Below are 22,826 nucleotides of genomic sequence, written 5' to 3' on the forward strand. Positions count from 1 at the left end.
GGGACCTCCAGCAATAATGGGTGTCCCCTTTTCGTTTTTTATCAGGAGGTCTGGGGCTTGTTGTTGCCCTACAACTTGATTCGCCGGGAAGCGAGCCGGACCGCAGAGGTTTTTGCCCGAGCGCCGTCGGACATCCGTTTCAAGCCAGCCTGTCAGTACATCGCCGTTCAGTTGATCGTCATGGCAGCAGCGAATCCGGTTTTGCGACGTCACTGACTGATGACAGTAAACGGCCCGACTGAAAACCTGTCAAAAAAATCAGCTTAAGAGGCTGAGGGCTTTTTTAGGACAGTCGGGAGTGGCTACTCATCGAGGGCCGAGCGCCGCTGAGGCAGCGCTCACAACGAACCCGGATACATTAGCGCAAGCCAGTTTTACCGGATACAGCCGATGGGGTTGCAGGAGACGGGCTGACCATACATTTGTTTGGACAGGCTCAATCATGGGTGCGTGCCGCACTCAAGCCGCATCTGCACCAGCGTCATCAAACGTCTGCTTGTCGAGATTCAAGACCTTGTCCATCACGTCCTGAGCACTGCCCTTACCTTCAACGGAATTGGTCTTGTAGTTGAAATCGAGTGCTATCCAACCCTGCAACTTCGCCTCATAACTATTAGGGTATTGTGCCTGCTCAATAGCGGGTAAATCCTTGTAGTGTTCAAGTGCTGCAGTAAAGAATTTCGTCAGTTTCCCGGTTCCGTTATATTCCGCGATCGAATTGGCAACAACCTTCTGCCGCCAGGCATATTCCTGATCGGATGACTCACTCCACGCCGCGCGGCGCTCATTAGTCGTAAAATTCCCACTGTCATCATAGATAATCAATGAGAGCTGATCGCTCGACATGCCCGCAAATGGGTTTTTACCACTGTCATTTACAAATTGCGTTGCATTTTTCGCACGTACCAACAACTCAGGGTTCTGAGTGCCAGGCACTTCAGCATCATTGGCTTTTTTGTTGGCAAAATAACCATCACCGGAAATCTTGCTCAAAAGCTCACTCGCTTTCATGCCAAGCTCTTTCCTGCTCAAACTCGAGTCCCTTACCGCCGCACCCGCGGCACTCTCACTCAACTGCAGAGAGAGTGAAGAAAGGCTACTGGTATCTTTCCGACTGTCAACAGCAGCGCTTTCAGTTGACGCCTGACTTTTAGTTAGCGATTCATTTTGGCTCACCGTCACATTGGAAACCTGCAAGCCCGAAAGTGTATTTGAGTTTATTGAAACGACCAAGATAACGTCCTCCCTGTTATTAGCCATTCCTGAATAACTGGCCAGTAAATCATTATCGGCAGCACTCAAAAAAACTGTAATATTTCACGATGAATGGACGAACAAAACCGGCACAAATGAAAAGGGGACAGTTTTATTTTTCATCGGATACGTTATAGACGGCCGCAAACGACCCTTTGCAGACATCCTTCACATTCAGATTAAGGAGCGGGCTTCAGCCCGTCATGAGTGAACGAAGCGAACGACCTTAAAGCGGGTGTTAGACGCCTGGTTGCGGACGAATGATATCGAGAACATGGTTAATGCTGTACGCAACTAGAAATCCGGTGTTGTACGGCACTGTCATTTGGGTTGGGTTTCCTTCTTCATCAAGCACCGCCTCGTGCTCTACGCGGAACTTAGAAACGACACCAGCAATACGAAGCTCGTTTGGCTTTCCTGCCGGATAGAAGAACAGCGGACCGCCTGAAAATCCTTCGTTGTTGATTGCATCGACGTACATCACTTGCGGCTTAGTAACGCTGATAGACGAGAGAGTCCCTTTCTTCGCGAACGGACATGGTAAGCCATCCATTAGGCTTCCTATGTCACTCCACATTTTGTATGGAAAGCCTAAAAAGTAGACATCTTGACCCAGCACAATTTCGCCTATGGACGGGGTGACACCAAACTTTACATCTGTAAGCCGGGTACTTATTTGTAGGACTGAGACGTCAACCTCACCGCGCCCATGACCAACTAACCTTGTTTTAACTTCTAGCCATACATTTTCGCGAAAGATTCGAATGACAGGCTCGCTATCGCTCGAGCTTAGCAAGTGCCGGGCTGTCACCAGGTATTCTGCGCCGTCAACCTCGATGGTGAAGGCCGTCCCGTACTGCTCTGCCTTGATAAAAAATGTTCGGTAAAAAATATTTGTAAGAATCATGTGTGAGATACCTAACGATCAAGATAGCCGGCAGGCTAAAAATTAGTTTTTGACTGTCTAGCGAAAACAAGAGTACGGTTAATCCAAGGATAGACGTGATATGGATATCGCCATGCTCAACTGCGGTGAAGTTCAGTTCAGCAGGTTGACGCTACCTATTTACTATAGGTCTGTCCGTCGACTGCTTCTGGCCGGTTACTGCCTGTTGCGTCCACCGGTTGAATCCACAACCCAAAGCCGCCTTTCAGAGATCTAAAACAGAGGTTGTCACTCGTCAAACAGAGTCCAGCCATGGCAAATGCCGTCAAAGTCTTTTGCCGTAAAAAATAATACAAGTTCTTCTGGGTCAAATTTTTTGTACAGCCAATGTCCAGAAACAGGGCCTCTCGTTATCACGTATTCCAAGCGGTGCTTTTGAACAGCTCCAGAACTGAAGGAGGCTGAATTCAACTGTAATCTGTCACCTTGGTTGAGCGCCCATAGTTTTCTAACAAGGCTATCATCAAGTACCACCTCTTCAGCTGTCTCCATCAGATGCCGTGTATGAAGCTTTTTTTGAAGCCTAACGCTTCTGGCCATAGATCAACCTACCTATAAACAGTCCGAGCATCGGCATAGTAATACTGGAACGCGGAGGTGACCGCTTTGAGTCGAAAACGCCCCTTCATAAAGACGCTCAAGCCCTGCGCGTAGAGCAATACTCCACAATGAGCTGAGTGACCGCTGCCGCAATCGCCTGATCCGCTTCAGGAGAGATGAACAACCGAAATTGCACATCCGGCAAATCCGGTAACCCTTGTTCGGCCCCAAGAGCCACCAGTCCTTGCCCCAACTGGCTGAGAGGCACGGGCGCGACCGCGAAGCCTGCAAGCGCCGCCGCCCGCAACCCGGTAGCGCTGCTGCATGACATTGCCGTGCGTTGAGCGATCCCCGCCTGGGCCAGCCGCGTCAGTGCTGCCTCTCGATAAGGGCACGGCTCGGGGAACAGGGCCAGCGGCAACGGCGTCGGTAATTGGGTGACGGGTTGCGCTGGCCAAGCCCACACCAGCGGTTCTTGCCAGAGCAGCAGCCCGGCTTCGCTGGTTTCGCATAGAGAACCGATGACCAGTTCCAGATGGCCTTGCTTCATCAGGCTCAGCAACGTGCCTGGAATGCCCACCTGCACGTCGATCTCCAGGCCCGGGTACTGCGCCGCGAAATCCTGAACAGTGCGCAATAACCGCGATTCGACAAAATCCTCGGACGCCCCGATCCGCAGCCGTCCGTGAAACGGCGTGCGCGTCAGTTCTGCCCAGGCATCACGGTTCAGCACAAGGATCGTGCGCGCATAAGAGACCAGGCGTTCGCCATCGGGAGTCAATTGCTGGGAGCGGGTGGTGCGCGTCAACAGCGGTTTACCAATCTGCTCTTCCAATCGCCGCATGTGGCCACTGACCGCAGACTGAGTGAGGTGCAGCTTCTGGGCGGCACGGCTGAAGCCTTGTTCATCGACGACAGTGACAAATGTCTTGAGCAGCAGCGTATCGAACATAGTTTTATTCGTGATCAATGGCGTATTAATTTACGATTTATATTTCAAATCCAACTATGTTGCAATGCGCCCACTGCCCTACCCACCACCACTCGAGGCGCACCATGACGACTCTTCTGCACATTGAATGTTCTCCGCGCAAGCAGCGCTCGGCCTCCCTTGAAGTCGCCCGCAGCTTCATTGCGCGTTACCAAGAACACGCCCCAGACACAGAAATCATCACACTCGACCTTTGGAACATGGCGTTACCGGAATTCGATGATCTGGCCATGGAGGCCAAATACGCCGGGCTCAATGGCACCCCTTTGACCCCGGCACAACAAGACGCCTGGAACACGTTGAAAGCGTTGGCAAGTCACCTGCATCGCTCGGATGTGCTGGTGATGTCCGTACCGCTGTGGAATTTCAGCATCCCGTACAAGCTCAAGCACTTCATCGACCTGGTGTCACAGAAAGACATCCTGTTCAGCGTTGACGCCGAGCGCGGCCTGGAAGGCATGCTGTTCAACAAAACCGCCGTGGTGATGTACGCCCGCGGCCTGGATTTTTCGGCGCAGTCGAACACACCGGCAACGCGCTTCGACTTTCAGAAGCCCTATGTTGAAGCCTGGCTGAAATTTGTCGGCGTGACGGATGTGCATTCGGTGATTGTCGAGAAAACCATCCTGGGCGAAGACGTTGATCGCAGCGCGCGTGAGGCCGCCACTCAGCAGGCCAGGAGATTGGCAGACAGTATCTGTTGCTGACGTTTCAGGGGTTCGGTTGGTGTGGGCTGTCTCACGCGACAGCTCGCGCTTTCGCGTATCGCACCAGGCCGATCTTGATGCCGATCAGTATGGGCGCGGCGACGACAAACAGCAGGGCCACGGCGTAGAACGCGGTGTCGAAGGCAATCACCGTGGCCTGACCTGACACGACCTTGCCCAAGAGGCTCGTCGCTGCCCTGCCAGCGGCCACTTGATCCATCCCCTTTCCCGCCAACATCGCCGTGGTGGCCGTCAGTCGTTCGATGAGCGCGCTTCCCCCCGGGGTGACGTTGGCGCCGAGAGCCGCGACATTGATGACGATGTGATGGTCAATCAGGGTCTGGATTCCGGCGACGCCCATTAAGCCACCCAATTGACGCCCGGTATTGAACAGCCCGATGCCGAAAGCGAGGTTGCGGCTGTTGAGGTCGCTGAAGGCGATCAGCGTAATTGACAGAAACAGGAAGCCAAGGCCCAGGCCGCGCAACAGGATAGCCGCCATCATGTCACCGGCGCCGCTGTCGCTGGTGGAGCCGGACAGCATCCACATCGCCCCCATGATCAGCAGGATGCCAAAGGGCACTGTCGCAACCGGTGGAGCGCGGCGCACTTTGATAAAAAAGGCAGCGATGAGCAGCGAGCCGACAAACAAACCGCCACTGGGCAGCAGGAGCAAGCCGGCGTCGGTCGGGGTGAACGCCAGCACCGACAGGGCGAATGCCGGAATCAGAAATGCGCTGCCGAACAAGGCGGCGCCAGCGACAAAGCTGACGATAAAGGCAAAGGTAAAATCACTCGATTTGAACACCGTGAAATCGAATACCCCCAGGCCTTTGGCCAACGCTTGTTGGCCGAAAAATGCCAGCAGCGCGGCGGTGCCGATCATTGTCAGCATCAGGATCCGAGGTTCCTCGAACCAGTCCCATCGACTGCCTTGGCTGAGCACGTAGGTGAAACAGAACAAGGTGGCCGAGATCAGGGAGAAGCCGAGCCAGTCGAAGGGGCGCTGCCGGACTTGGGCAGGCGATGGGCCGTCTGCAATGAGCAAAAGACCCGTCGCCGCCAGGGCCAGCGGTACCACGCTGAAGAAAATCCAGGTCCAGGACTGACTGTCGATCAACCACCCTTGAAGGGCCGGGGCAATAGTCGCTGGCGCAACCACCGAGCCCATGGCAAACAGGGCTTGAAGTATCGGCTGAAAGGCTCGCGGCCAGGCACGAAAAATCATCGCCTGGCCCGCCGCCAGCAGGGTGCCACCGGCGAAGCCTTGAATGATCCGAAGCGCGATCAGCAGGTCCAGTCGAGCGATGATGGCGGCCATGCAGCACGCCAGGCCCATGGCCAGGGTTGAGCCGATGATCAGGTTACGCGCAGAAAAACGCTGCATCAGCCATGCGGCCATGATGAACCCGATCAGCTTGAGCGTGGTGTAGCCGACATCCAGCCAGGCGATTTCATCAGGTGTTGCATAGGTGTCGCCGATGATATCGCCGCGCCCGATTGATAGAACGGTGCCGGCGATCGCTTCCGTCAGTGTGGCCAGCACGACGCCCACGATGAGCAGGACGCCAGTCGTAGCCTTGGCGCCGCTCGGCGTTGCGCTGGCAAAGGTGTTCATGAGCCGCCCCCTTGCGTCACCTCCACCCGCGCGGACAGACCTGGCACGATGCGCCCCGGCAGCGGATTGTCGGCCAGCCGGATCTTGACCGGAACCCGCTGCACGACACGGACAAAGTTTCCGGTTGCGTTGTCAGGCGGCAGCAAGCTGAACGCCGCCCCACTCCCCGGCGCAAAGCTGTCGACCACGCCTTCAAGTGCTGTGTTGGGGTAACCATCGACCGTGATGCGCACGCGCTGTCCGGGACGGATATGTTCGAGCTGGGTTTCCTTGAAATTGGCCACGACCCACACATCATTGACCGGCACGATATCGAGCAGGGAAACGCCCGGCGTCACGAGCCGGCCGACACGAACCTGGCGGTTACCGACGACGCCATCCACTGGCGCGCGTACCACGGTGTAGTCAAGATCGATCTGGGCGAGATCGCGCGCAGCCTGTGCTTGCGACACGGCCGCCACGGCAGCCTCTCGCTCGGCCACATAGACGGCAATGTGTTGCTGTTGCGCCTCCACCGTTGCCGAAGCGGCCGATACCGACGCCTCGGCTCTGGAACGCGCCGTGCCGGTTTCATCGAACAAGGCCTGGCTCACCGCGTTGCTGGCGATCAGTTTGCGACTGCGATCGTGGGTCTTGGTTGCCAGATCCATGTCGGCGCTGGCTGAACGTCTTTGAGCTTCGGCCTGCCGAATCAACGCGCGCTGAAGCTGGGTCTGCGCATCGACATGGGTCAGGCGAGCCTTTGCCGCGCTGATATTAGCCTCTGCTTGCGCAAGCTTTGCGCGAAAGTCCCGGTCATCTATACGAAACAGGACGTCACCCGCCCGAACGGTCTGGTTGTCCACGACCTCTACCGCAGTGACATAGCCGGCCACCTTTGCGGCGAGTGAGGTCACGTCACCGCGAACATAGGCGTTATCGGTCGAGGTCGTGCCGCTCGAAACAGCCATGATCCCCCAGGCAGCCACGACCACCACCGCGCCGACGCACAGCAGTATGCCGATTGTCTTGCGCGTGCTTCGCCGCGCCACTACGACGGTGGGTCCGGCGATTGCCCCGGTGGCAATGGCGGCCTGGTCCTGGAGCGAGTTCATTTTTTCATTTCCTGTTCAATGCCATGCACTACAGCAACCCCCAGGGCGACAGTGGCCTGCCGCCCGGCTGTCGAGCATTTATGAGCGCGTTGATCGGCTCACTTTTTGATAGGTGTGACGAGTGTCTTTTCGTCGCTGTCGAGGACGAACACGGCCAAAAGGCGTGCAGGTTCGGTGTTGCTGGCGTTGGCGCTGACTTCGTGCACGGAACCCGGTTCCTCTACGAAGTTTTCGCCGACGTGGTAGATCTTTTCCGGCTGGCCTTTGACTTTGATACGAAACGCGCCCTCCAGGACCGTTGCATAGATGAAGGCCGTTTTCGGATGGGTGTGGGACGGCGACGCGGCGCCCGGCCCATACTCGACGACCACACCCTTCATGCTCTTGCCAGGGATGTTGGGAATGGGACGGTCAAACACGACTGTCACCTTGGCATCAGGCGGCTCAGCGGCCGACGCTGCGCTGATCGACAGTGCTGCGAAAGCAGCGGCTAAGAGAAATCGGGCAACCATGGCAATACTCCTTCGTGTGCAGGGGTTATGACGGCGCGCCCCACTACCGGGGCGGCGCCTTCGTGAGTTGTCCCTGGAGACCTCAGCGGCCCGCTTCGGCCGTTGACTGGCTGAGCCAGTCTTCGAAACGGATCGCGCCCAGGCGCGGGTTCTTGCCGGGGGTCAGCGATCGATCGTCAAGCACGGCTCCGTAGTAGCGTGCGTGTACGTCCGGTACGACCTGGCGAGTGTCCTGAGTGGCCCGCAGAAAACGCCTGATCAACTCGTCGAGCGGCATAGCCTCGGGCCCCGCGACTTCGACCGTGCCATTGACCGGCGCTGCAAGCACGACGTCGGTAAGTGCCGCCACTACGTCGTCGGACGCCATCGGCTGGATCAGCGCCGGCGAAACGCAAAGCTCTTCGCCGACGGTAAACGACTGGGCAATGCCGCCGACAAATTCGAAGAATTGCGTGGCACGCAAAATAGAGTAAGGAATGCCGGATGCCTTGATGAGGTTTTCCTGCGCGACCTTGGCCCGGAAATAGCCGTTCTCGGGAAGCCGTTCGCTCCCGACAATCGACAGCGCAACGTGATGGCGAACCCCGGCAGCCGCTTCGGCGGCCAGCAGGTTACGGCTCGACGTTTCGAAAAACTCGAGGACGGCCTGGTCCTCCCACGACGGCGCGTTCGCCACGTCGACGACGATGTCGGCACCATCCATCGCTTGGGCCAGGCCCTCGCGAGTGATGCTGTTTACGCCCGTGCTGGGGCTGGCAGCGAGCACGTCATGGCCGCGCTCGCGGAGGTTCTTCACAAGTTTCGATCCGATGAGGCCGGTGCCTCCGATGACGACGATCTTCATGGGCTTTCTCCACGTATCGACTGCAACCATTGCGTCGGTGTAAGGGGAGATTGCCTGCGCGCGTGAACTTAGTCCTTGTGCCTGCTATGGGTTTCCCTCCACGAATGCTTGGTTTTACGTCCAAAGACGCCGCTGTCCGCCGCCGTCTCTGCCACGGACGGTGCGGCGGGTTTAGCGCTGCCGTATCATCAAATCAAATACTAATCGCCAGTCGCCCGGGACACGGAGTTGAGGGCGCTTCGCCAGGGGAACCGCACTTTGCCATTCGTATTTGAAGACTACGTGCTCGATGAGGAGCGCCGGGAACTCACCTTGCGCGGGCAAACCGTGGCCGTCGGACCGCAGGTTTTCGATCTATTGCTGCTGTTCGTCAACAACCCTGATCGTGTCGTCAGCAAAGACGACCTGCTCAAGGCGGTGTGGAGTGGCCGGATCGTCTCGGAATCGACGATCACCAGTCACATCAATGCGGTGCGCAAGGCCATTGGCGATACGGGGGAGGAGCAGCGCCTGGTGCGCACCGTCGCCCGCAAGGGCTACCGCTTTGTCGGCCAGATCAAGGTCGGCGGAATCGGCGAAGCGCAACAGCCTGACCAGCCTGTCATCGACGAACGCGCGCATACAGACCCGAAGGAAACGCCCTCCTCCTCGCTCGTCCTCCCGGACAAACCTTCGATTACCGTCTTGCCCTTCCAGAACTTGAGCGGCGATCCGGAGCAGGAATATTTCGCTGACGGCATCGTCGAAGACATCATCGCTGCCCTGTCGCGTATCCGCTGGCTGTTCGTCATCGCGCGCAATTCGAGCTTCACCTACAAGGGCCGGACGGTGGACGCCAAGGGCGTCAGCCAGGAGCTGGGCGTTCGCTACGTGCTGGAAGGCAGCGTGCGCAAGTGCGGGAACAAGGTACGCATCACCGGGCAGCTCATCGACGCGACGAGCGGGACACATATCTGGGCGGAGCGCTTCGAAGGCACGCTCAACGACATCTTCGAGCTGCAGGATCAAATCGCCGAAAGCGTCGTCGGAGCCATCGCACCGCAGCTCGAACGGGCAGAAATCGAACGTGCCAAACGCAAACCGACGGAAAGCCTGGACGCCTACGACTACTACCTGCGCGGAATGGCAAAACTGCACAACGGCACCCGGGAAGCCCTCGACCAGGCGCTGCCGTTGTTCTACAAGGCCATCGAGCTCGATCCGGAATTTGCATCGGCCTATGGCATGGCAGCCTGGTGTCACTTCTGGCGCAAGCTGAATGGCTGGATGACCGATCGTACGCAAGAGATCGCTGAGGGCGTACGGCTTGCGCGTTTGGCGGTGACGCTTGGCCGGGATGATGCAGTCGCGTTGACGCGAGGCGGACATGCATTAAGCCATCTCACCGGCGATGTTGACGGCGGCATTGCATTGCTCGACAGGGCACGTCTGCTCAACCCCAACCTCGCCCCCGCCTGGTACCTGGGCGGTATCCTGCGCACGCTGCGCGGTGAAACAGACGCCGCCATCGAGCAACTTACCCATGCCATTCGCTTGAGTCCGCTGGATCCGGAAATGTTCAGGATGCAGGTCGGAATGGCGCTCGCGCATTTCTTTGCCGGGCGCTTCGATCTCACGACGGACTGGGCGGAAAAGGCGCTGGGCAACCTGCCCAGTTTCCTCGCCCCGGTGGCCTTGGTGGCGGCCAGTCATGCCCTCAGCGGACGAATGGATAAAGCGCGGCTGGCGATGCAGCGTCTTCGCGATCTGGATCCCTCTTTGCGTATCTCCAACCTGAAAGACTGGCTACCCATCCAACGGCACGAGGATTCCACGCGCTTCGCCGATGGACTACGGTTGGCCGGGTTACCCGAGTGACCGTGGAACGGCTCCAATATCCCGGATAGATTATTTGCCGGTACCAACCTTCGTAACGTTTCGCCCGGGAGGTTGCCTGTAAAACCCCCAAGGGCTGACCTTTCCATCCGCCCAGCCACAAGCGATGCACATGGGCCGAAGGCGCCAAAAATCTCCGGCTGGCGATAGCATTTTTCCATCCTGCCGCCCTCCTCCTTGAACGCAATCGGTCTAAAAAAGCCCGGCCTGCGCTTTAGAGTTTTTGCTATCCTGAAACTGTAGGTGAAGACGCAGACTGATGCGCAAGAGGATAGCAAGGAAACGTGGGGCGACGTTCCGAAGGGTACACGGTTAGAAAGATCTCCGCGCTGAGATCCAGCCCTTATGCCGTGTGAAGCAGAAGAGCATATTTTTGTTCCCGTGCAATTCTGTGAGAGGCCTGATAAACCTTGTAAGCCGGGGACCAGCGCCGGCCACCTACTCGATTTTCAAAGCCCGCCTTGTGCGGGCTTTTTCGTATCTGCTGGTGCAAGAAAGGCCCCCTCTTCAACTGCGCTCGTGTCCAATGCCCGCTCATTGCCGGGTTGCGCACACACCTCCCGAAGGCACCCACGCAACCAGCGATGCGCCAGGTCGGCATCCAGCCGTGGATGCCAGAGCATTGAGACAGTGAACGTCGGCAGGCTGAGTGGAAGCACAAAACTGTGCATACCGGCGCGCAGGTTTTCGGTGTGCCGCTGCGGAACGCTGGCGATCATGTCGCTGGCCCGGGCGAGCGCCACCGCGGTCGAAAAGCCGTCGACGATAGTCACCACTTCCCGTGCAAGTTCCAGCGACTTCAGGGCCTCATCGATAGGACCCTTGTCGAGCCCCCGCCGGGAAACGTAAATGTGCCTGCCCGCCGCGTAACGGGCGGGCGTGATCTCGCCCTGGCTCAGCGGATGTCCCTTTCGCACAACGCCAATGAAACGGTCCCTGAACAGTGCCTGCGTACGCACCTCAGGGCCTTCATTCTTCCCCACCACCCCCGTTTCCAGATCGACGCTCCCATCGCGAAGCGGCGTGCTGTCTTTATCGGGCTTCTGCACGAACCGCAGCCGTACGCCGGGGGCTTGCTCGCCTACGCGTGCAATCAACTGCGCGCCGAAACTCTCCACAAAACCTTCACTGGTGCGCAGCGTGAATGTGCGGACCAGCCGTTGGAGGTTGAGTGTTTCAGCCGGGCGCAGAACCGTCTCGGCATCCTGCACCAACTGACTGACCTGCTCGCGCAGTTCCAGTGCTCTCGGGGTGGGCACAAGTCCGCGGCCGGCCCTGACCAGCAGCGGATCGCCGGTGGTTTCACGCAGTCGCGCCAGTGCCCGACTCATCGCCGACGGGCTCAGCCGCAAGCGCTTCGCAGCCCGTGCGACGCTGCCTTCTGCGAGCAGCACATCAAGGGTGACCAGCAAGTTGAGATCGGGTGTCGACATGGATCGCCCCTTGGTACGGCGTGAGGGTGATAAGGCGTTAGACGCACGAATTAAGTGCAAATGCTGCGCCTTCCGCCATGTTATGCGCCAGCGTAGATTTCTGACAACTCCGTTTCGGACGTCGCCAAACAAAGGGAACATGATGAAGCCAATCAGTGCAGCACGAGATGAGGCCGTCGCCGGCAGCGCACCACGAGTACCCTCGGTTCGCTGGGCGCTCGCCAGCCTTTCGTTATCCATGTTGCTGTCCTCGCTCGGCACCAGCATCGCCAATGTCGGTTTGCCGACGTTGGCACAGGCGTTCAACGCCTCCTTCCAGGAAGTCCAGTGGATCGTCCTCGCTTACCTCCTCGCTATCACCACCCTGATCGTCAGCGTCGGACGCCTCGGCGACATCACTGGTCGTCGACGGCTGCTACTGGCCGGTATTTTCTTGTTCACACTGGCCTCGGCCTTGTGCAGCGTCGCGCCCACGCTCTGGCTGCTGATTGCCGCCCGGGCGCTGCAAGGCCTCGGCGCGGCCATCATGATGGCCCTGACCATGGCCTTTGTCGGCGAGACGGTTTCGAAGGCAAAAACCGGTAGCGCCATGGGCTTGCTCGGGACGATGTCTGCAATTGGCACCGCGCTGGGGCCGTCGCTCGGCGGCGTGCTGATCGCCGGCCTCGGCTGGCAGGCGATCTTTCTGATTAGCGTACCGTTGGGCATCCTGACGTTTCTGCTTGCGCATCGTTACCTGCCCGCCGATCGCCAAGCGCCGAAGCCCGAGCGCGCCGGCTTCGACCCGCTGGGCACTTTGCTGCTGGCGCTGATGCTTGCGGCTTATGCGCTGGCCATGACGATTGGGCACGGCAGTTTCGGTCCACTCAATGTGGCCCTGCTGGTGGCGGCAGCCTTCGGTGTTGGCCTCTTCGTGCTCGCCGAAGCGCGAGTTGCCTCACCGTTGATTCGATTGGCGATGTTCCGCGATCCGGTGCTGAGTGGGAGTCTCGCCATGAGTGCGCTTGTCTCGACGGTGATGATGGCGACGCTGGTGGTCGGGCCTTTTTATCTCTCGCATGGCCTCGGGCTTGACGCCGCGCTGGTTGGAGTTGCCTTGTCCGTCGGACCGATTTTCGCAGCACTGACCGGGGTGCCCGCGGGTCGCCTGACAGACCGTTTTGGCGCGCAACGCATAACCGTCTTCGGACTCATCGCAGCGGCGAGCGGTTGCCTCATGCTCTCGCTGATACCGGAGACGCTTGGGGTCCTCGGCTACATCGCCCCGATGGTTGTCATCACCATCGGCTACGCCTTGTTCCAGACGGCCAACAACACCGCGGTCATGAGCGATATTCGCCCGGACCAGCGCGGTGTTATCTCCGGCATGCTCAACCTGTCGCGGAATCTGGGGCTGATCACCGGTGCGTCCGCGTTGGGTGCGGTGTTCGTGCTTGCATCGGCAACAGCCGACATCACCACGGCGCGTCCCGAAGCCGTTGCCAGCGGTATGCGAATCACCTTCGTTGTCGCCTTGGCGCTGATCGCCGCTGCGCTCGTCATCGCGCAGGGAAACCGCGCGCTGACACCCCGCCCTTCTCTCCCCGCCGACGTTTCGTGACGTAATAAAAATCTGCAATCTTTACGCTCCCCCTCGTAGCAGCTGCCGAGCCCGCGAGGCTGCGTTCGAGGACGAAGTCCTCGCCAATCCTGTGTACGTGGTTTGCTTGAAGGAACGCGTTGTCGGATTTTACGACCGCTGCGCGGCCGAACGCAGCCTCGCGGGCTCGGCAGCTGCTACGGAGGTAGTCGATGGTCATGAGGTAGTCCGTGGTCATGACGCGAAAAACAAAATCGGCTGCAGCCTAAAAAGGCATTGCGCTGGGTAGGGCTAATTCGCGCATCATGAGCGCAGTCAGCTCAAGGAGAGTTTCATGCGCGTCCTGTCATCCGTTATGCGTCTTGCCACGTTGTCGCTGGGGCTGGTGTTCGCCGCCACTGCCGTGGCCACCGAAGAGTCGCAGCTGGTCGAGTCGATCAACACCTACCGCAGCCAGGTGCAGCGTTGCGCCAGCCTGGTGTCTCAAGAGCTGCCACCGCTCGCGGCCGATCCGCGCCTGATCCTGCCCGGCAACAATATCGGCGACCTGCAGCAGGCGCTGGCGCGTACGGCTTATCCGATGGTCAGCGTACAGGCGATCACGCTGTCCGGCCCGCGAGATGCGCCATCGGCCATGAAGGCTGTTCGGGAGAGCTTCTGCCAGGTCGTGCTGGACCCGCAGTTCGTCGATATCGGCGTGAGCCATGAAGGAACTCTATGGCGCATTGTGCTCGCGCGCCCACTGTTGGCCGGCCGCCTGGGCGACTGGCAGGCCGAGGGACAGAAGCTGCTCGAGATGATCAACAGCGCCCGCAAGCAAACGCGTCAGTGCGGCGCTCAGTCCTTTACCGCCACCCAACCGCTGGCCTGGAACGCTACATTGGCGACAGCGGCCCAGGCGCACACCCAAGCCATGGCCAATCACAACTTCTTCGACCACAAGGACCGTGATGGCCGCACGCCGGGGGATCGGGCCGAACTGGCAGGCTACGCCGGCCAGCAGATCGGCGAGAACATCGCCGCCGGGCAAGACACCGTGCGCAAGGTGGTCGATGGCTGGCTGTCCAGCCCCGGTCACTGCGCCAACCTGATGAACCCGCAGTTCCGCGAGCTGGGCGCGGCGTATGCGGTTGATCCGAAGAGTGATGCGGGCATTTACTGGACGGCGATGTTCGGTACGCCGTAAGTACTTTGGCGATCCGGCGATCGACCTATACTGTGTGGATTACCACACTCGATGCGCCACGCATTCGTGTTCGCTGGGCTGCGTGACGTGTCGAGCGGTCCGTTCACGCAGGCGCAGGCCTGCCTTCGTATGAAGGAGAACATCATGTCGCGTAAATATATCGATTGCCGTGAATTTCCAAGCGGAATCAAGTGCTCTGTCGCACTGTCCGCCGATTCCGAAAAAGAATTGCTGGATGCCGCCGCGCAGCATGCGGTCAGTGTTCACAAGCACGTCGATTCGCCAGAACTGCGCGCGCAACTGAAGACCATGTTTCACGATGGCACGCCGCCGCTAGAAGCCCGACGCGCTTGATGCACAAGGTTTGGCGGGGGATTCAGAGTCGCCTGCGGGGCTCATATTGATGAGCCCCGCAGTTTTAACGCGTCTATCGAAGCCTGTCGCCCGCCTCGCTCAACCCACTCAACTACAGGTTCTGTCGTGGCGACCAGTGATCCCCTTCGAGCCGTCATTCCAGCGACTATGATGAGGGGGCAACACCACCGAGGAGTTGAACGATGTCGCTGACTCTTTACTACCATCCGCTGTCGTCGTACTGCCACAAAGTGCTGATCGCGCTTTACGAAAACGCTACCGAATTCGAAAAGCGGATCATCGACCTGACAGACGATGCCGACCGCGCGGAGCTTCAAGCCCTCTGGCCACTGGTCAAGTTCCCGGTCATCAGTGATCACCTGCGCCAGCGTGCCCTGCCAGAGACCACGATCATCATCGAGTACCTGGATCACCACTATCCGGGTGAGCAACGGTTGATTCCGAACGATTGGGAGGCCGCGCTGGAGGTGCGTCTGTGGGACCGCTTTTTCGACAACTATGTGCAGGGGCCGCTGCAACAGATTGTCAGTGATCGACTGAACAGCACCAACGCTGATTTGAGCAAACAACGGTCCATGCTGGAGACAGCCTACGCCATGCTCGACCATCGAATGGCGTCGCGAATCTGGATGGCCGGCCAGGACTTCAGCCTGGCCGATTGCGCCGCAACCCCGGCGCTTTTCTATGCCAGCACGCTGGTGCCGTTCCCGAGCGAATTCAAGCACTTGAGTGCCTATTTCGACCGGTTGACACGCAGACCCTCCGTGCAGCGAGTCATCGACGAAGCCCGACCTTACTTTTCGCTCTACCCGTTTGCGGACGCCATCCCCAAACGGTTTCTCCAGGCACCGGGCATCACTTGAGGAGCGGATACAAGCCCCTGCGACACTCGACTAACGGTACTTGAGCCCACGCACCCACCTTCCTAGGATAGTTTTGCGCAACTGTTAAATGCTCCAACAGGTGCGTAGGTGGTGAGTGATCTGAACCCCTACCAAGCTCACCACTTGCTTCACGTGCATCTTGAGCCTCTGGGCTCTACTTCCTCCCCATCAAAGAGCTTTGAGGCTCTTTTTTTGTCTGAAAAAACCCAGAAACCGTTACGCAACTTGTAGCAACTGGCGAAGCCTGCGTTCGGCTGCGCAGCGGCCGTAAAATCAGACACCATGTTTTTTCAGGTTAACCGCGAACGCTGGATTTACGACTGCTGCGCAGCCGAACGCAGGCTTCGCCAGCTGCTACAGGGAATGTGTCGAGTGTGAAATTCATTCACTTGCCGACTGGATCAAAGTAACCGCCTGGCGAAGTCGAGCGGCCGAGCGGTTACTCAGCGTCAATCGCGGTGCCGGGTCAATCCTTTTGGGGGCGTGCCGGGTTGTCCTGACGATAGGTATGCTGGGGATTGATGACCAATTGCCTGACCTGACTGTCCAGCTCTTTGCTGTGATAGAGGTCCAGGCATTTGAGCAGTTCAAAGCGAACGCCTTGACGCTCTGATTCGACCAGTGGGTTGTGATAATCACGAGCCAGAAACTGGTCAATCAGAGGCCTACCGGCTTGAGGTGCTTGCTCCAGATCGAAATAGGTCCAGTCCATTAGCGCACTGGCACTGCTTCCGGCATCCTGGGCGGCTTTAGGTTCGCTCTTGTAGGCGGTAGCGATGCAATCTGCCAGTACCATATCCTTGTAGTTTTGCGCGTAGGTACGTTCGCCTGCCTGTGGAGAGTGTTTCGGGGCATCCTTGGACCAACTATTGGAAGGTGCGGCTGCCCAAGCCAGTACCAAGACCGCAGTTAAATATTTCATCAGGACAATCTCCAGAAGCTTGCGCGGTCGGTTTGATAGTTCACACCTGGCCCATTGAAATAGCAGTGGTCATAACACATTCTGCCGTCAAACAATCAGGACCTCATACTTCGGCCCTTGGCGTTACGACCACCGGGGGGAACTGAACGGTGTACATCTGAGTAGGTAGCCATAGCCCGAAACCATGTCTTGGCTTTACGGGGCTGGGTAGATGACTTGGCCGGATGCATACGAACAAACGCCAGAAACGATAAAGCCCGGCACGAGTCCGGGCTTTATCGTTTCTGATCGGTCCAGCAAGCAAGCCCCGCCAAACAGTGTGTGGCGGGGCTTCGTCTTACAGGGCCATATCAGTCGCTGGGTTGCTTTCTTTCTGTGGTTGCGCTGGAGCTGGAGCAGCTGGTTGCGCGGCCGCTGCCTTGCCAATCACAGGCGGTGTAGCAAGTTGCAGAATTTGACTGGTGTACGTCCATTCCTGGTAAACACGCTCAGGACTGTCGTTCAGCTTGGTGCCGTAGCTCGGGATGATCTGGTGCAGCTTTTCCTGCCAGGCCGGGGTCGCCACCTTGTCCTTGAAGATCTTCTCAAGCACGCCCAGCATGATCGGAGCCGCGGTGGACGCACCTGGCGATGCACCCAGCAGACCGGCAATGCTGCCGTCCTGGGAGCTGACAAGCTCGGTGCCCAGTTTCAGGATGCCGCCCTTCTCTTCATCACGCTTGATGATCTGAACGCGCTGACCGGCTTGCCACAGGCGCCAGTCTTCCTTCTTGGCATTCGGGAAGTATTCCTTCAGGGCATTCATGCGGTCGTCGTCCGACAGCATCAGCTGGCCGGCCAGGTATTCAACCAGTGGGTACTGCTCGATGCCCACCTTGGTCATCGGCCAGAAGTTGTGCGTGGTGGTGCTGGTCAGCAGGTCGAAGTAAGAGCCTTCTTTCAGGAACTTCGTGGAGAAGGTCGCGAACGGGCCAAACAGAATCACGCGCTTGCCATCCAGCACGCGGGTATCCAGGTGCGGAACCGACATCGGCGGTGCGCCAACCGACGCCTTGCCGTAGGCCTTCGCCATGTGCTGTTCAGCGATTGCCGGGTTATCGGTCACCAGGAACGAGCCGCCGACCGGGAAGCCTGCATACTCTTGAGCCTCAGGGATGCCCGACTTCTGCAGCAGATGCAGTGCACCGCCGCCCGCGCCGATGAACACGAATTTGGCGTCGGTCTGGGTTTCGGAACCGTCTTTCAGGTTCTTGTAGGAAACGCGCCAGCTGCCATCTTCATTGCGCTTGATGTCTTCCACTTCGCTCGAAAGCTTCAGCGCGAAGTTCGGCTTGGTTTGCAGATAGCCGACGAACTGGCGGGTAATCTCGCCGAAGTTCACGTCGGTACCAATCGGAGTCCAGGTTGCTGCGACCTTTTGATTCGGGTCACGGCCTTCCATCATCAGCGGAACCCATTTCTTGATCTGCTCCGGGTCTTCCGAGTACTGCATGCCGGCAAACAGCGGGCTCGCCTGCAGGGCTTCGTAGCGTTTCTTCAAGAACTTGATGTTGTCATCGCCCCACACAAAGCTCATGTGCGGAGTGGAGTTGATGAACGAATGGGGATTCTTCAACACGCCATTCTTGACCTGCCAGGCCCAGAATTGACGCGTGATCTGGAAGCCTTCGTTGATTTCAACGGCCTTGGGGATCTCGACCTTGCCATTCTTGTCTTCTGGCGTGTAGTTCAGCTCAGCCAGAGCAGAGTGACCGGTGCCGGCGTTGTTCCAGCCGTTCGAGCTTTCCTCGGCGACGCCATCGAGACGTTCAACCATCTCCATGGACATGCCAGGCTCAAGCTCATTGAGATAAACGCCCAAGGTCGAACTCATGATGCCGCCGCCGATGAGGAGCACATCGACTTTCTTTGTTTCAGCTGCGTGCAAAGGCATGAGGACCATCGACATGGCCAGGCCGAGTAGCCCTGTGTTGACTTTTTTTAACATTCAGTAATACCTAGGATAGAACGCCATCCACCTACCACTCTTGATCATGAGCTGCCCGGGCTCACCGCATGCAATGCCGCATGCCGTCGAACCCTGTACTCAGAAAGACTGATGGGTAGACATATAAGACCGACAGACACCATCGGTCTCACGTTTAGGCCCCTCCCGCGCTGACTTTTTATTAGTCATTGGCTTCAGCTACTCGGGTGACACTAATTCTGTTTTTAAAATATCGGACGCAGAAATGAACAGACGTGCGTCCAGAGCGCGGCATTCTACCTCAGTGTGCCGAATCGACGAAGACGCAAAAATTTCTCATCCTTCGACGAGTGCTGCACAAAGGGCCTCGCGCAGCACCTGTTCCAAAATGGCAAAAAAACACTTGATGTGGGCCTGTTTCAACGCTTGAGGCCGGGTCACCAGATAGACCTCCATATCCGGCAGCTGGATATCCGGAAACACGGCTATCAGGTCCTTTGCCAAAATACGCGGCAGCACCGCGACGCCCATCCCTCGCCTTACCGCTTCGATCTGTGCGGCGAACGAATTCACTCTGATCTGCGCACGCTCCAGCCCCGCGGCCCGTGCCGCACGCATTTGCGGCAACATGTCCAGCGGCGGGAGCAAGGCAATATTCACCACGGTGACTGGAGTCACGGCTGGAAAACGCTGCAGATAGGCCGCATCAGCGAAGACGCCATAAGCGAGCTTGCCTATGGGTCGATAAACCAGTGATGGCTCGCCCAGGTGCGCTGTGCGGATAGCGATATCCGCTACGCCGCGGACGATCTTGTGAAAGTCGGCGGTGACCAGCAATTCCACCGAGCAACGCGGATGCAAAGACGTAAAGCGATGCGAGGCCTCCAGCACACAAGACGAAAATCCTTCGCCGACACTGACCAGGACACTGCCGCAAAGCTCCGTTGGTAATACGGACGCGCCGGTAGCGGCCTGACGCCTCAAGCCCTCCTCCGCGGCCAGGGCAACTTCAACCAGGGATTGGCCCCGCGAGGTCAGCCAGCAGCCTTCAACGCCACGCTCGACAAGTGGCTCGCCGAGTGAACCCTCAAGCTGAGTGATCCGTCGGGACACCGTCGACGCCGCGATGCCCAACAATTGGCCGGCCTGAAGAAAGCTGCCACGTCGCGAGACCGCCAATAACAGACGCAGATCGTCCCAATTCGCTTCTGAACTCATGTACATGCCCGCTGCTTTGCAAATGTGCAAAACCATTATGCAGCAGTCGCTGTTTTTCGGGAGTGACGGCGACGGTATATCTACCGCTTTAGTCAATGAAGGGATGAAACATGCGCAGTACATTCGTCACCGGCGCAACCGGTTTGCTGGGCAACAACCTTGTGCGTGAACTGATCGCCGGTGGCTACGAGGTCAAGGCTCTGGTTCGTTCAAGAGCCAAAGGTGAACAACAGTTCAAAGATCTTCCGGGCGTGAGACTGGTCGTGGGTGACATGGCCGATGTCGATGCCTTCGCCGCGTCGATGCAAGGCTGCGATACGCTGTTTCACACGGCGGCGTTCTTTCGCGACAACTACAAGGGCGGCAGCCACTGGGAGGAACTCGAAAGGATCAACGTGACGGGCACACAGCGTCTGCTTGAGCACGCCCACGCTGCCGGTATCCGCCGTTTCATCCACACCTCGTCCATTGCCGTGCTCGACGGTGCTCCTGGCACATCGATCGACGAGACGTGCCTGCGCGACGAAGCCGATGCGGATGACTACTATCGCAGCAAGATCCTCGCTGACCGTGTTGTGTTGTCGTTCCTGGAAGACCATCCCGACCTGCATGCCTGCATGGTCCTGCCCGGCTGGATGTGGGGCCCTGCCGATAGTGGGCCGACCTCCTCGGGGCAGTTACTCAACGACGTCGTGCGCAATAAGCTGCCCGGGCTGGTTCCCGGCAGTTTTTCTGTCGTCGATGCCCGCGATGTGGCATTGGCGCAAATCGCTGCGGCACAACACGGGCGACGTGGCGAACGTTACCTGGCGGCGGGACGCCACATGACCATGGCTGAGTTGGTGCCCTTGCTGGGCAAGATCGCGGGCGTCAAGACGCCGCTGCGGCAATTGCCGCTGTCACTGCTGTACGCCTTGGCGTTTACGCAAGAGCTCTATGCGCGCCTGACCGGCAAGCCGATTCTGCTGAGCATGGCGACCGTGCGCCTGATGGTGCGCGAAGCCGGGCGCACGCATTTCAACCCTGACAAGAGCAAACAAGAGCTTGGCCTGCGGTTTCGCCCGGTCGAACAGACGCTTACCGATACGCTGGCTTGGTACCGCGATCATGGCTGGTTTGAAAAGCGCTAGCACTGCACCAGTGCCATCGCGGTTTACGCGGATTCGCCTTGCACGCCAACAGCGGCGACACTCAGGCGATTTCTGCCTTGCGACTTTGCCAAATACAGCGCACGGTCGGCCAGGTCAATCAGCGACGTTTCATCATGCTCGCTATCGTAGGCGGTAAAAGTCGCCAGCCCGAGGCTGGCGGTCACGCTACCGAAAGGGCTCGACAGGTGTTCAAGTCGCGCCTGTGCGATGCCGAGGAGAATGGCCTCGGCAACCGAGCGGGCACCCGACTCGTCTGTGTTGGGCATCACCACAGCGATTTCTTCACCGCCGTAGCGGGCGGTCATGTCAGCTGGACGGCGCACGCACTGCTTGATCGACTGGCTGATGATGCGCAGGCATTCATCTCCGGCGAGATGCCCATAGTGATCGTTGTAACGCTTGAAAAAATCCACATCGATCAGGATCAGCGACAAAGGACTTCGCTGGCGCTTGGCGCGCTTGAATTCGATATCCAGAAACTGATCGAAATGCCGGCGATTGGCAAGACCGGTCAGCTTGTCCTCGCTAGCGAGAACTTCCAGCGTCTGGTTAAGCTCGATCAGCGTAGTCTGGGTGGTTCGCAGCTCTGCCTCTGCCCGAATACGATGACTGATATCGGCAATCAATCTGCGCCCAAGCGTAATCAGAAGTCCCAGCAACACCATCACCACCGCAACCGATTGCCTGGTCTGACTCCACCACGCTTGCATGGCCTCGTCCTGGCCCACCGCGACCGTCGTGACGAGGGGATACTGATCGCTTCTGGTGAACGCGTAGATTCGATGGATGCCATCGACGTTTGAAACAAAATCCACGGAACCCGACGACATCTTGCGCAGGTACTCGGAAAATATCGGTGCACGAGACAGATCACGCCCGATGTCCTGCTCCTGGAAGGGATACCGCACCAGAAGACGCCCTTCGGATGAGGTCAGGCTGATCGCGCCATACTGCCCAACGGACATGGTTCGATAGAGCTTGAGGAAGTGCTCGAGACTCAAGGTGGCGGCGATCACCCCGGCAAAACTTCCATCCGGATGATCGATTCGTCGACTGACCGAAATCACCCAGACGCCAGTGGCGCGACTGAGAATCGCCGGACCGATGAAGATGCCGCGGTCCGAATTGTCGTGGTGATGCTTGAAGAACGCTCGATCAGCGTGGTTGCTGCTGGGTGAGACATGCTTGTTGGTCGAGAATATCCAGTCCCCCTGAGCGTCATACAGCGCCACGCTGTTCAATTGCTTCAGTGCACCCATCTCCTGAGCGACCAGCACTTTCAGGCGTTCGAGCTGCTGCGGGCCGGTCCCGTCTTTCTCGATCCTGTCCGTCAGCCCCAGCAGTACCACTTCACTTTGCTTGAACGTGCCCTCGGTGTACGTGTTGAGTGCATTGGTCAAATTCAACGTGTCGGTTTCGATGTCACTCAGTGTGTTCTCACGGGCTGTCCAGATCTGCCAGGCAGTCAGCACCACCACGGATACACACACCAGGGAGGTCAGCAAAGTGGCAAGTCGAAGGTCGCGTTTCAAGTGAGTACCCGGGCGGTTGAGCGCGCATTGATCAAAAGCCCGCGCAGTATAAACGCCTTCGAACGGTACAAATGACTGAAATGAAAGCTATTGGCCATCTTTCTTCCACGCCAGAGCCTGCTTGCGTTGCTTCGAAGCAGTGAGAGAGTCGCCATTCAGCGGAGCCCTGATACAGGGCTCCGCCGCTCACTCAATAGCC

Annotated in this window: 20 protein-coding genes and 1 pseudogene; 8 read left to right on the forward strand and 13 right to left on the reverse strand. The window is 58.3% G+C overall.

Annotated elements, in window-relative coordinates; genetic code table 11:
- Positions 1-33: 33 nt before the first annotated feature.
- Positions 34-201 (forward strand): annotated as a pseudogene (locus tag AC3WK5_RS15155) (IS4 family transposase); the annotation flags it as partial.
- 258 nt (positions 202-459) lie between these two features.
- Here the strand turns inward: AC3WK5_RS15155 and AC3WK5_RS15160 are convergent.
- The 4 genes from AC3WK5_RS15160 to AC3WK5_RS15175 form a co-directional block, all read right to left on the reverse strand.
- A complete protein-coding gene (locus tag AC3WK5_RS15160) occupies positions 460-1,302 on the reverse strand; it encodes a hypothetical protein (protein WP_256585158.1) in 843 nt (280 codons plus the stop codon).
- 190 nt (positions 1,303-1,492) lie between these two features.
- Positions 1,493-2,161: a S1 family peptidase gene (locus AC3WK5_RS15165; protein ID WP_103315917.1), complete on the reverse strand. Its 669-nt coding sequence runs from the start codon at positions 2,159-2,161 to the stop codon at positions 1,493-1,495.
- A gap of 267 nt (positions 2,162-2,428) precedes the next feature.
- Complete coding sequence (locus AC3WK5_RS15170; protein WP_146039807.1) at positions 2,429-2,740, reverse strand: hypothetical protein; 312 nt, start codon at positions 2,738-2,740, stop codon at positions 2,429-2,431.
- Between the two features lie 97 nt (positions 2,741-2,837).
- A complete protein-coding gene (locus AC3WK5_RS15175; RefSeq protein WP_103315918.1) occupies positions 2,838-3,692 on the reverse strand; it encodes a LysR substrate-binding domain-containing protein in 855 nt (284 codons plus the stop codon).
- Between the two features lie 104 nt (positions 3,693-3,796).
- Between AC3WK5_RS15175 and AC3WK5_RS15180 the strand changes: the two genes are divergently transcribed.
- Positions 3,797-4,438, forward strand: a complete 642-nt coding sequence (locus AC3WK5_RS15180; RefSeq protein ID WP_103315919.1) for an FMN-dependent NADH-azoreductase — start codon at positions 3,797-3,799, stop codon at positions 4,436-4,438.
- 31 nt (positions 4,439-4,469) lie between these two features.
- Here AC3WK5_RS15180 and AC3WK5_RS15185 read toward each other — a convergent pair whose 3' ends face one another.
- From AC3WK5_RS15185 to AC3WK5_RS15200, 4 genes are all read right to left on the reverse strand, one after another.
- A complete protein-coding gene (locus tag AC3WK5_RS15185) occupies positions 4,470-6,056 on the reverse strand; it encodes a DHA2 family efflux MFS transporter permease subunit (RefSeq protein ID WP_103315920.1) in 1,587 nt (528 codons plus the stop codon).
- Entirely contained in the window at positions 6,053-7,150 is a 1,098-nt protein-coding gene (locus AC3WK5_RS15190) for an HlyD family secretion protein (RefSeq protein ID WP_103315921.1), read from the reverse strand. Before AC3WK5_RS15190 ends, AC3WK5_RS15185 begins: the two co-directional genes overlap by 4 nt.
- Before the next feature lie 98 nt (positions 7,151-7,248).
- Positions 7,249-7,662: a cupin domain-containing protein gene (locus AC3WK5_RS15195; RefSeq protein WP_103315922.1), complete on the reverse strand. Its 414-nt coding sequence runs from the start codon at positions 7,660-7,662 to the stop codon at positions 7,249-7,251.
- Between the two features lie 82 nt (positions 7,663-7,744).
- On the reverse strand, positions 7,745-8,506 hold the full coding sequence (locus AC3WK5_RS15200) for an SDR family oxidoreductase (RefSeq protein ID WP_103315923.1): 762 nt from the start codon (positions 8,504-8,506) through the stop codon (positions 7,745-7,747).
- Positions 8,507-8,764: 258 nt separating this feature from the next.
- On the opposite strand from AC3WK5_RS15200, the gene AC3WK5_RS15205 reads away from it, so the two are divergent.
- Positions 8,765-10,363 carry a winged helix-turn-helix domain-containing tetratricopeptide repeat protein gene (locus AC3WK5_RS15205; protein WP_054597980.1) on the forward strand — a complete coding sequence of 533 codons (1,599 nt, stop codon included), beginning with the start codon at positions 8,765-8,767 and terminating at the stop codon, positions 10,361-10,363.
- Positions 10,364-10,830: 467 nt separating this feature from the next.
- On the opposite strand, the gene AC3WK5_RS15210 is transcribed toward AC3WK5_RS15205, so the two are convergent.
- Entirely contained in the window at positions 10,831-11,814 is a 984-nt protein-coding gene (locus AC3WK5_RS15210; RefSeq protein ID WP_103315924.1) for a LysR family transcriptional regulator, read from the reverse strand.
- A 142-nt stretch (positions 11,815-11,956) separates the two neighbouring features.
- Here AC3WK5_RS15210 and AC3WK5_RS15215 point away from each other — a divergent pair, with 142 nt between their 5' ends.
- The 4 genes from AC3WK5_RS15215 to AC3WK5_RS15230 all read left to right on the forward strand — a co-directional run bounded on the left by AC3WK5_RS15215 (position 11,957) and on the right by AC3WK5_RS15230 (position 15,817).
- A complete protein-coding gene (locus AC3WK5_RS15215; protein ID WP_103315925.1) occupies positions 11,957-13,414 on the forward strand; it encodes an MFS transporter in 1,458 nt (485 codons plus the stop codon).
- Between the two features lie 313 nt (positions 13,415-13,727).
- Positions 13,728-14,579, forward strand: coding sequence for a CAP domain-containing protein (locus AC3WK5_RS15220; RefSeq protein WP_103315926.1), 852 nt, complete (start codon positions 13,728-13,730; stop codon positions 14,577-14,579).
- Between the two features lie 144 nt (positions 14,580-14,723).
- Positions 14,724-14,933, forward strand: coding sequence for a DUF1059 domain-containing protein (locus AC3WK5_RS15225; protein ID WP_054598376.1), 210 nt, complete (start codon positions 14,724-14,726; stop codon positions 14,931-14,933).
- 203 nt (positions 14,934-15,136) lie between these two features.
- Positions 15,137-15,817: a glutathione S-transferase family protein gene (locus AC3WK5_RS15230; RefSeq protein ID WP_103315927.1), complete on the forward strand. Its 681-nt coding sequence runs from the start codon at positions 15,137-15,139 to the stop codon at positions 15,815-15,817.
- A gap of 487 nt (positions 15,818-16,304) precedes the next feature.
- Here AC3WK5_RS15230 and AC3WK5_RS15235 read toward each other — a convergent pair whose 3' ends face one another.
- The 3 genes from AC3WK5_RS15235 to AC3WK5_RS15245 form a co-directional block, all read right to left on the reverse strand.
- Positions 16,305-16,760 (reverse strand): type VI secretion system amidase immunity protein Tai4, encoded by a 456-nt coding sequence (locus tag AC3WK5_RS15235; protein ID WP_054597985.1) that lies wholly within the window; start codon positions 16,758-16,760, stop codon positions 16,305-16,307.
- A 337-nt stretch (positions 16,761-17,097) separates the two neighbouring features.
- Positions 17,098-18,747, reverse strand: a complete 1,650-nt coding sequence (gene mqo / locus AC3WK5_RS15240) for a malate dehydrogenase (quinone) (RefSeq protein ID WP_054597986.1) — start codon at positions 18,745-18,747, stop codon at positions 17,098-17,100.
- A gap of 315 nt (positions 18,748-19,062) precedes the next feature.
- A complete protein-coding gene (locus tag AC3WK5_RS15245) occupies positions 19,063-19,944 on the reverse strand; it encodes a LysR family transcriptional regulator (protein WP_103316067.1) in 882 nt (293 codons plus the stop codon).
- A gap of 110 nt (positions 19,945-20,054) precedes the next feature.
- Between AC3WK5_RS15245 and AC3WK5_RS15250 the strand changes: the two genes are divergently transcribed.
- Complete coding sequence (locus AC3WK5_RS15250) at positions 20,055-21,074, forward strand: SDR family oxidoreductase (RefSeq protein WP_103315928.1); 1,020 nt, start codon at positions 20,055-20,057, stop codon at positions 21,072-21,074.
- A gap of 23 nt (positions 21,075-21,097) precedes the next feature.
- On the opposite strand, the gene AC3WK5_RS15255 is transcribed toward AC3WK5_RS15250, so the two are convergent.
- The gene (locus AC3WK5_RS15255) at positions 21,098-22,627 is read right to left on the reverse strand and encodes a sensor domain-containing diguanylate cyclase (RefSeq protein WP_256585160.1); all 1,530 of its coding nucleotides are present in this window, start codon (positions 22,625-22,627) and stop codon (positions 21,098-21,100) included.
- Between the last annotated feature and the right edge of the window lie 199 nt (positions 22,628-22,826).

The sequence above is a fragment of the Pseudomonas sp. FW306-02-D09B genome, from assembly GCF_058782685.1.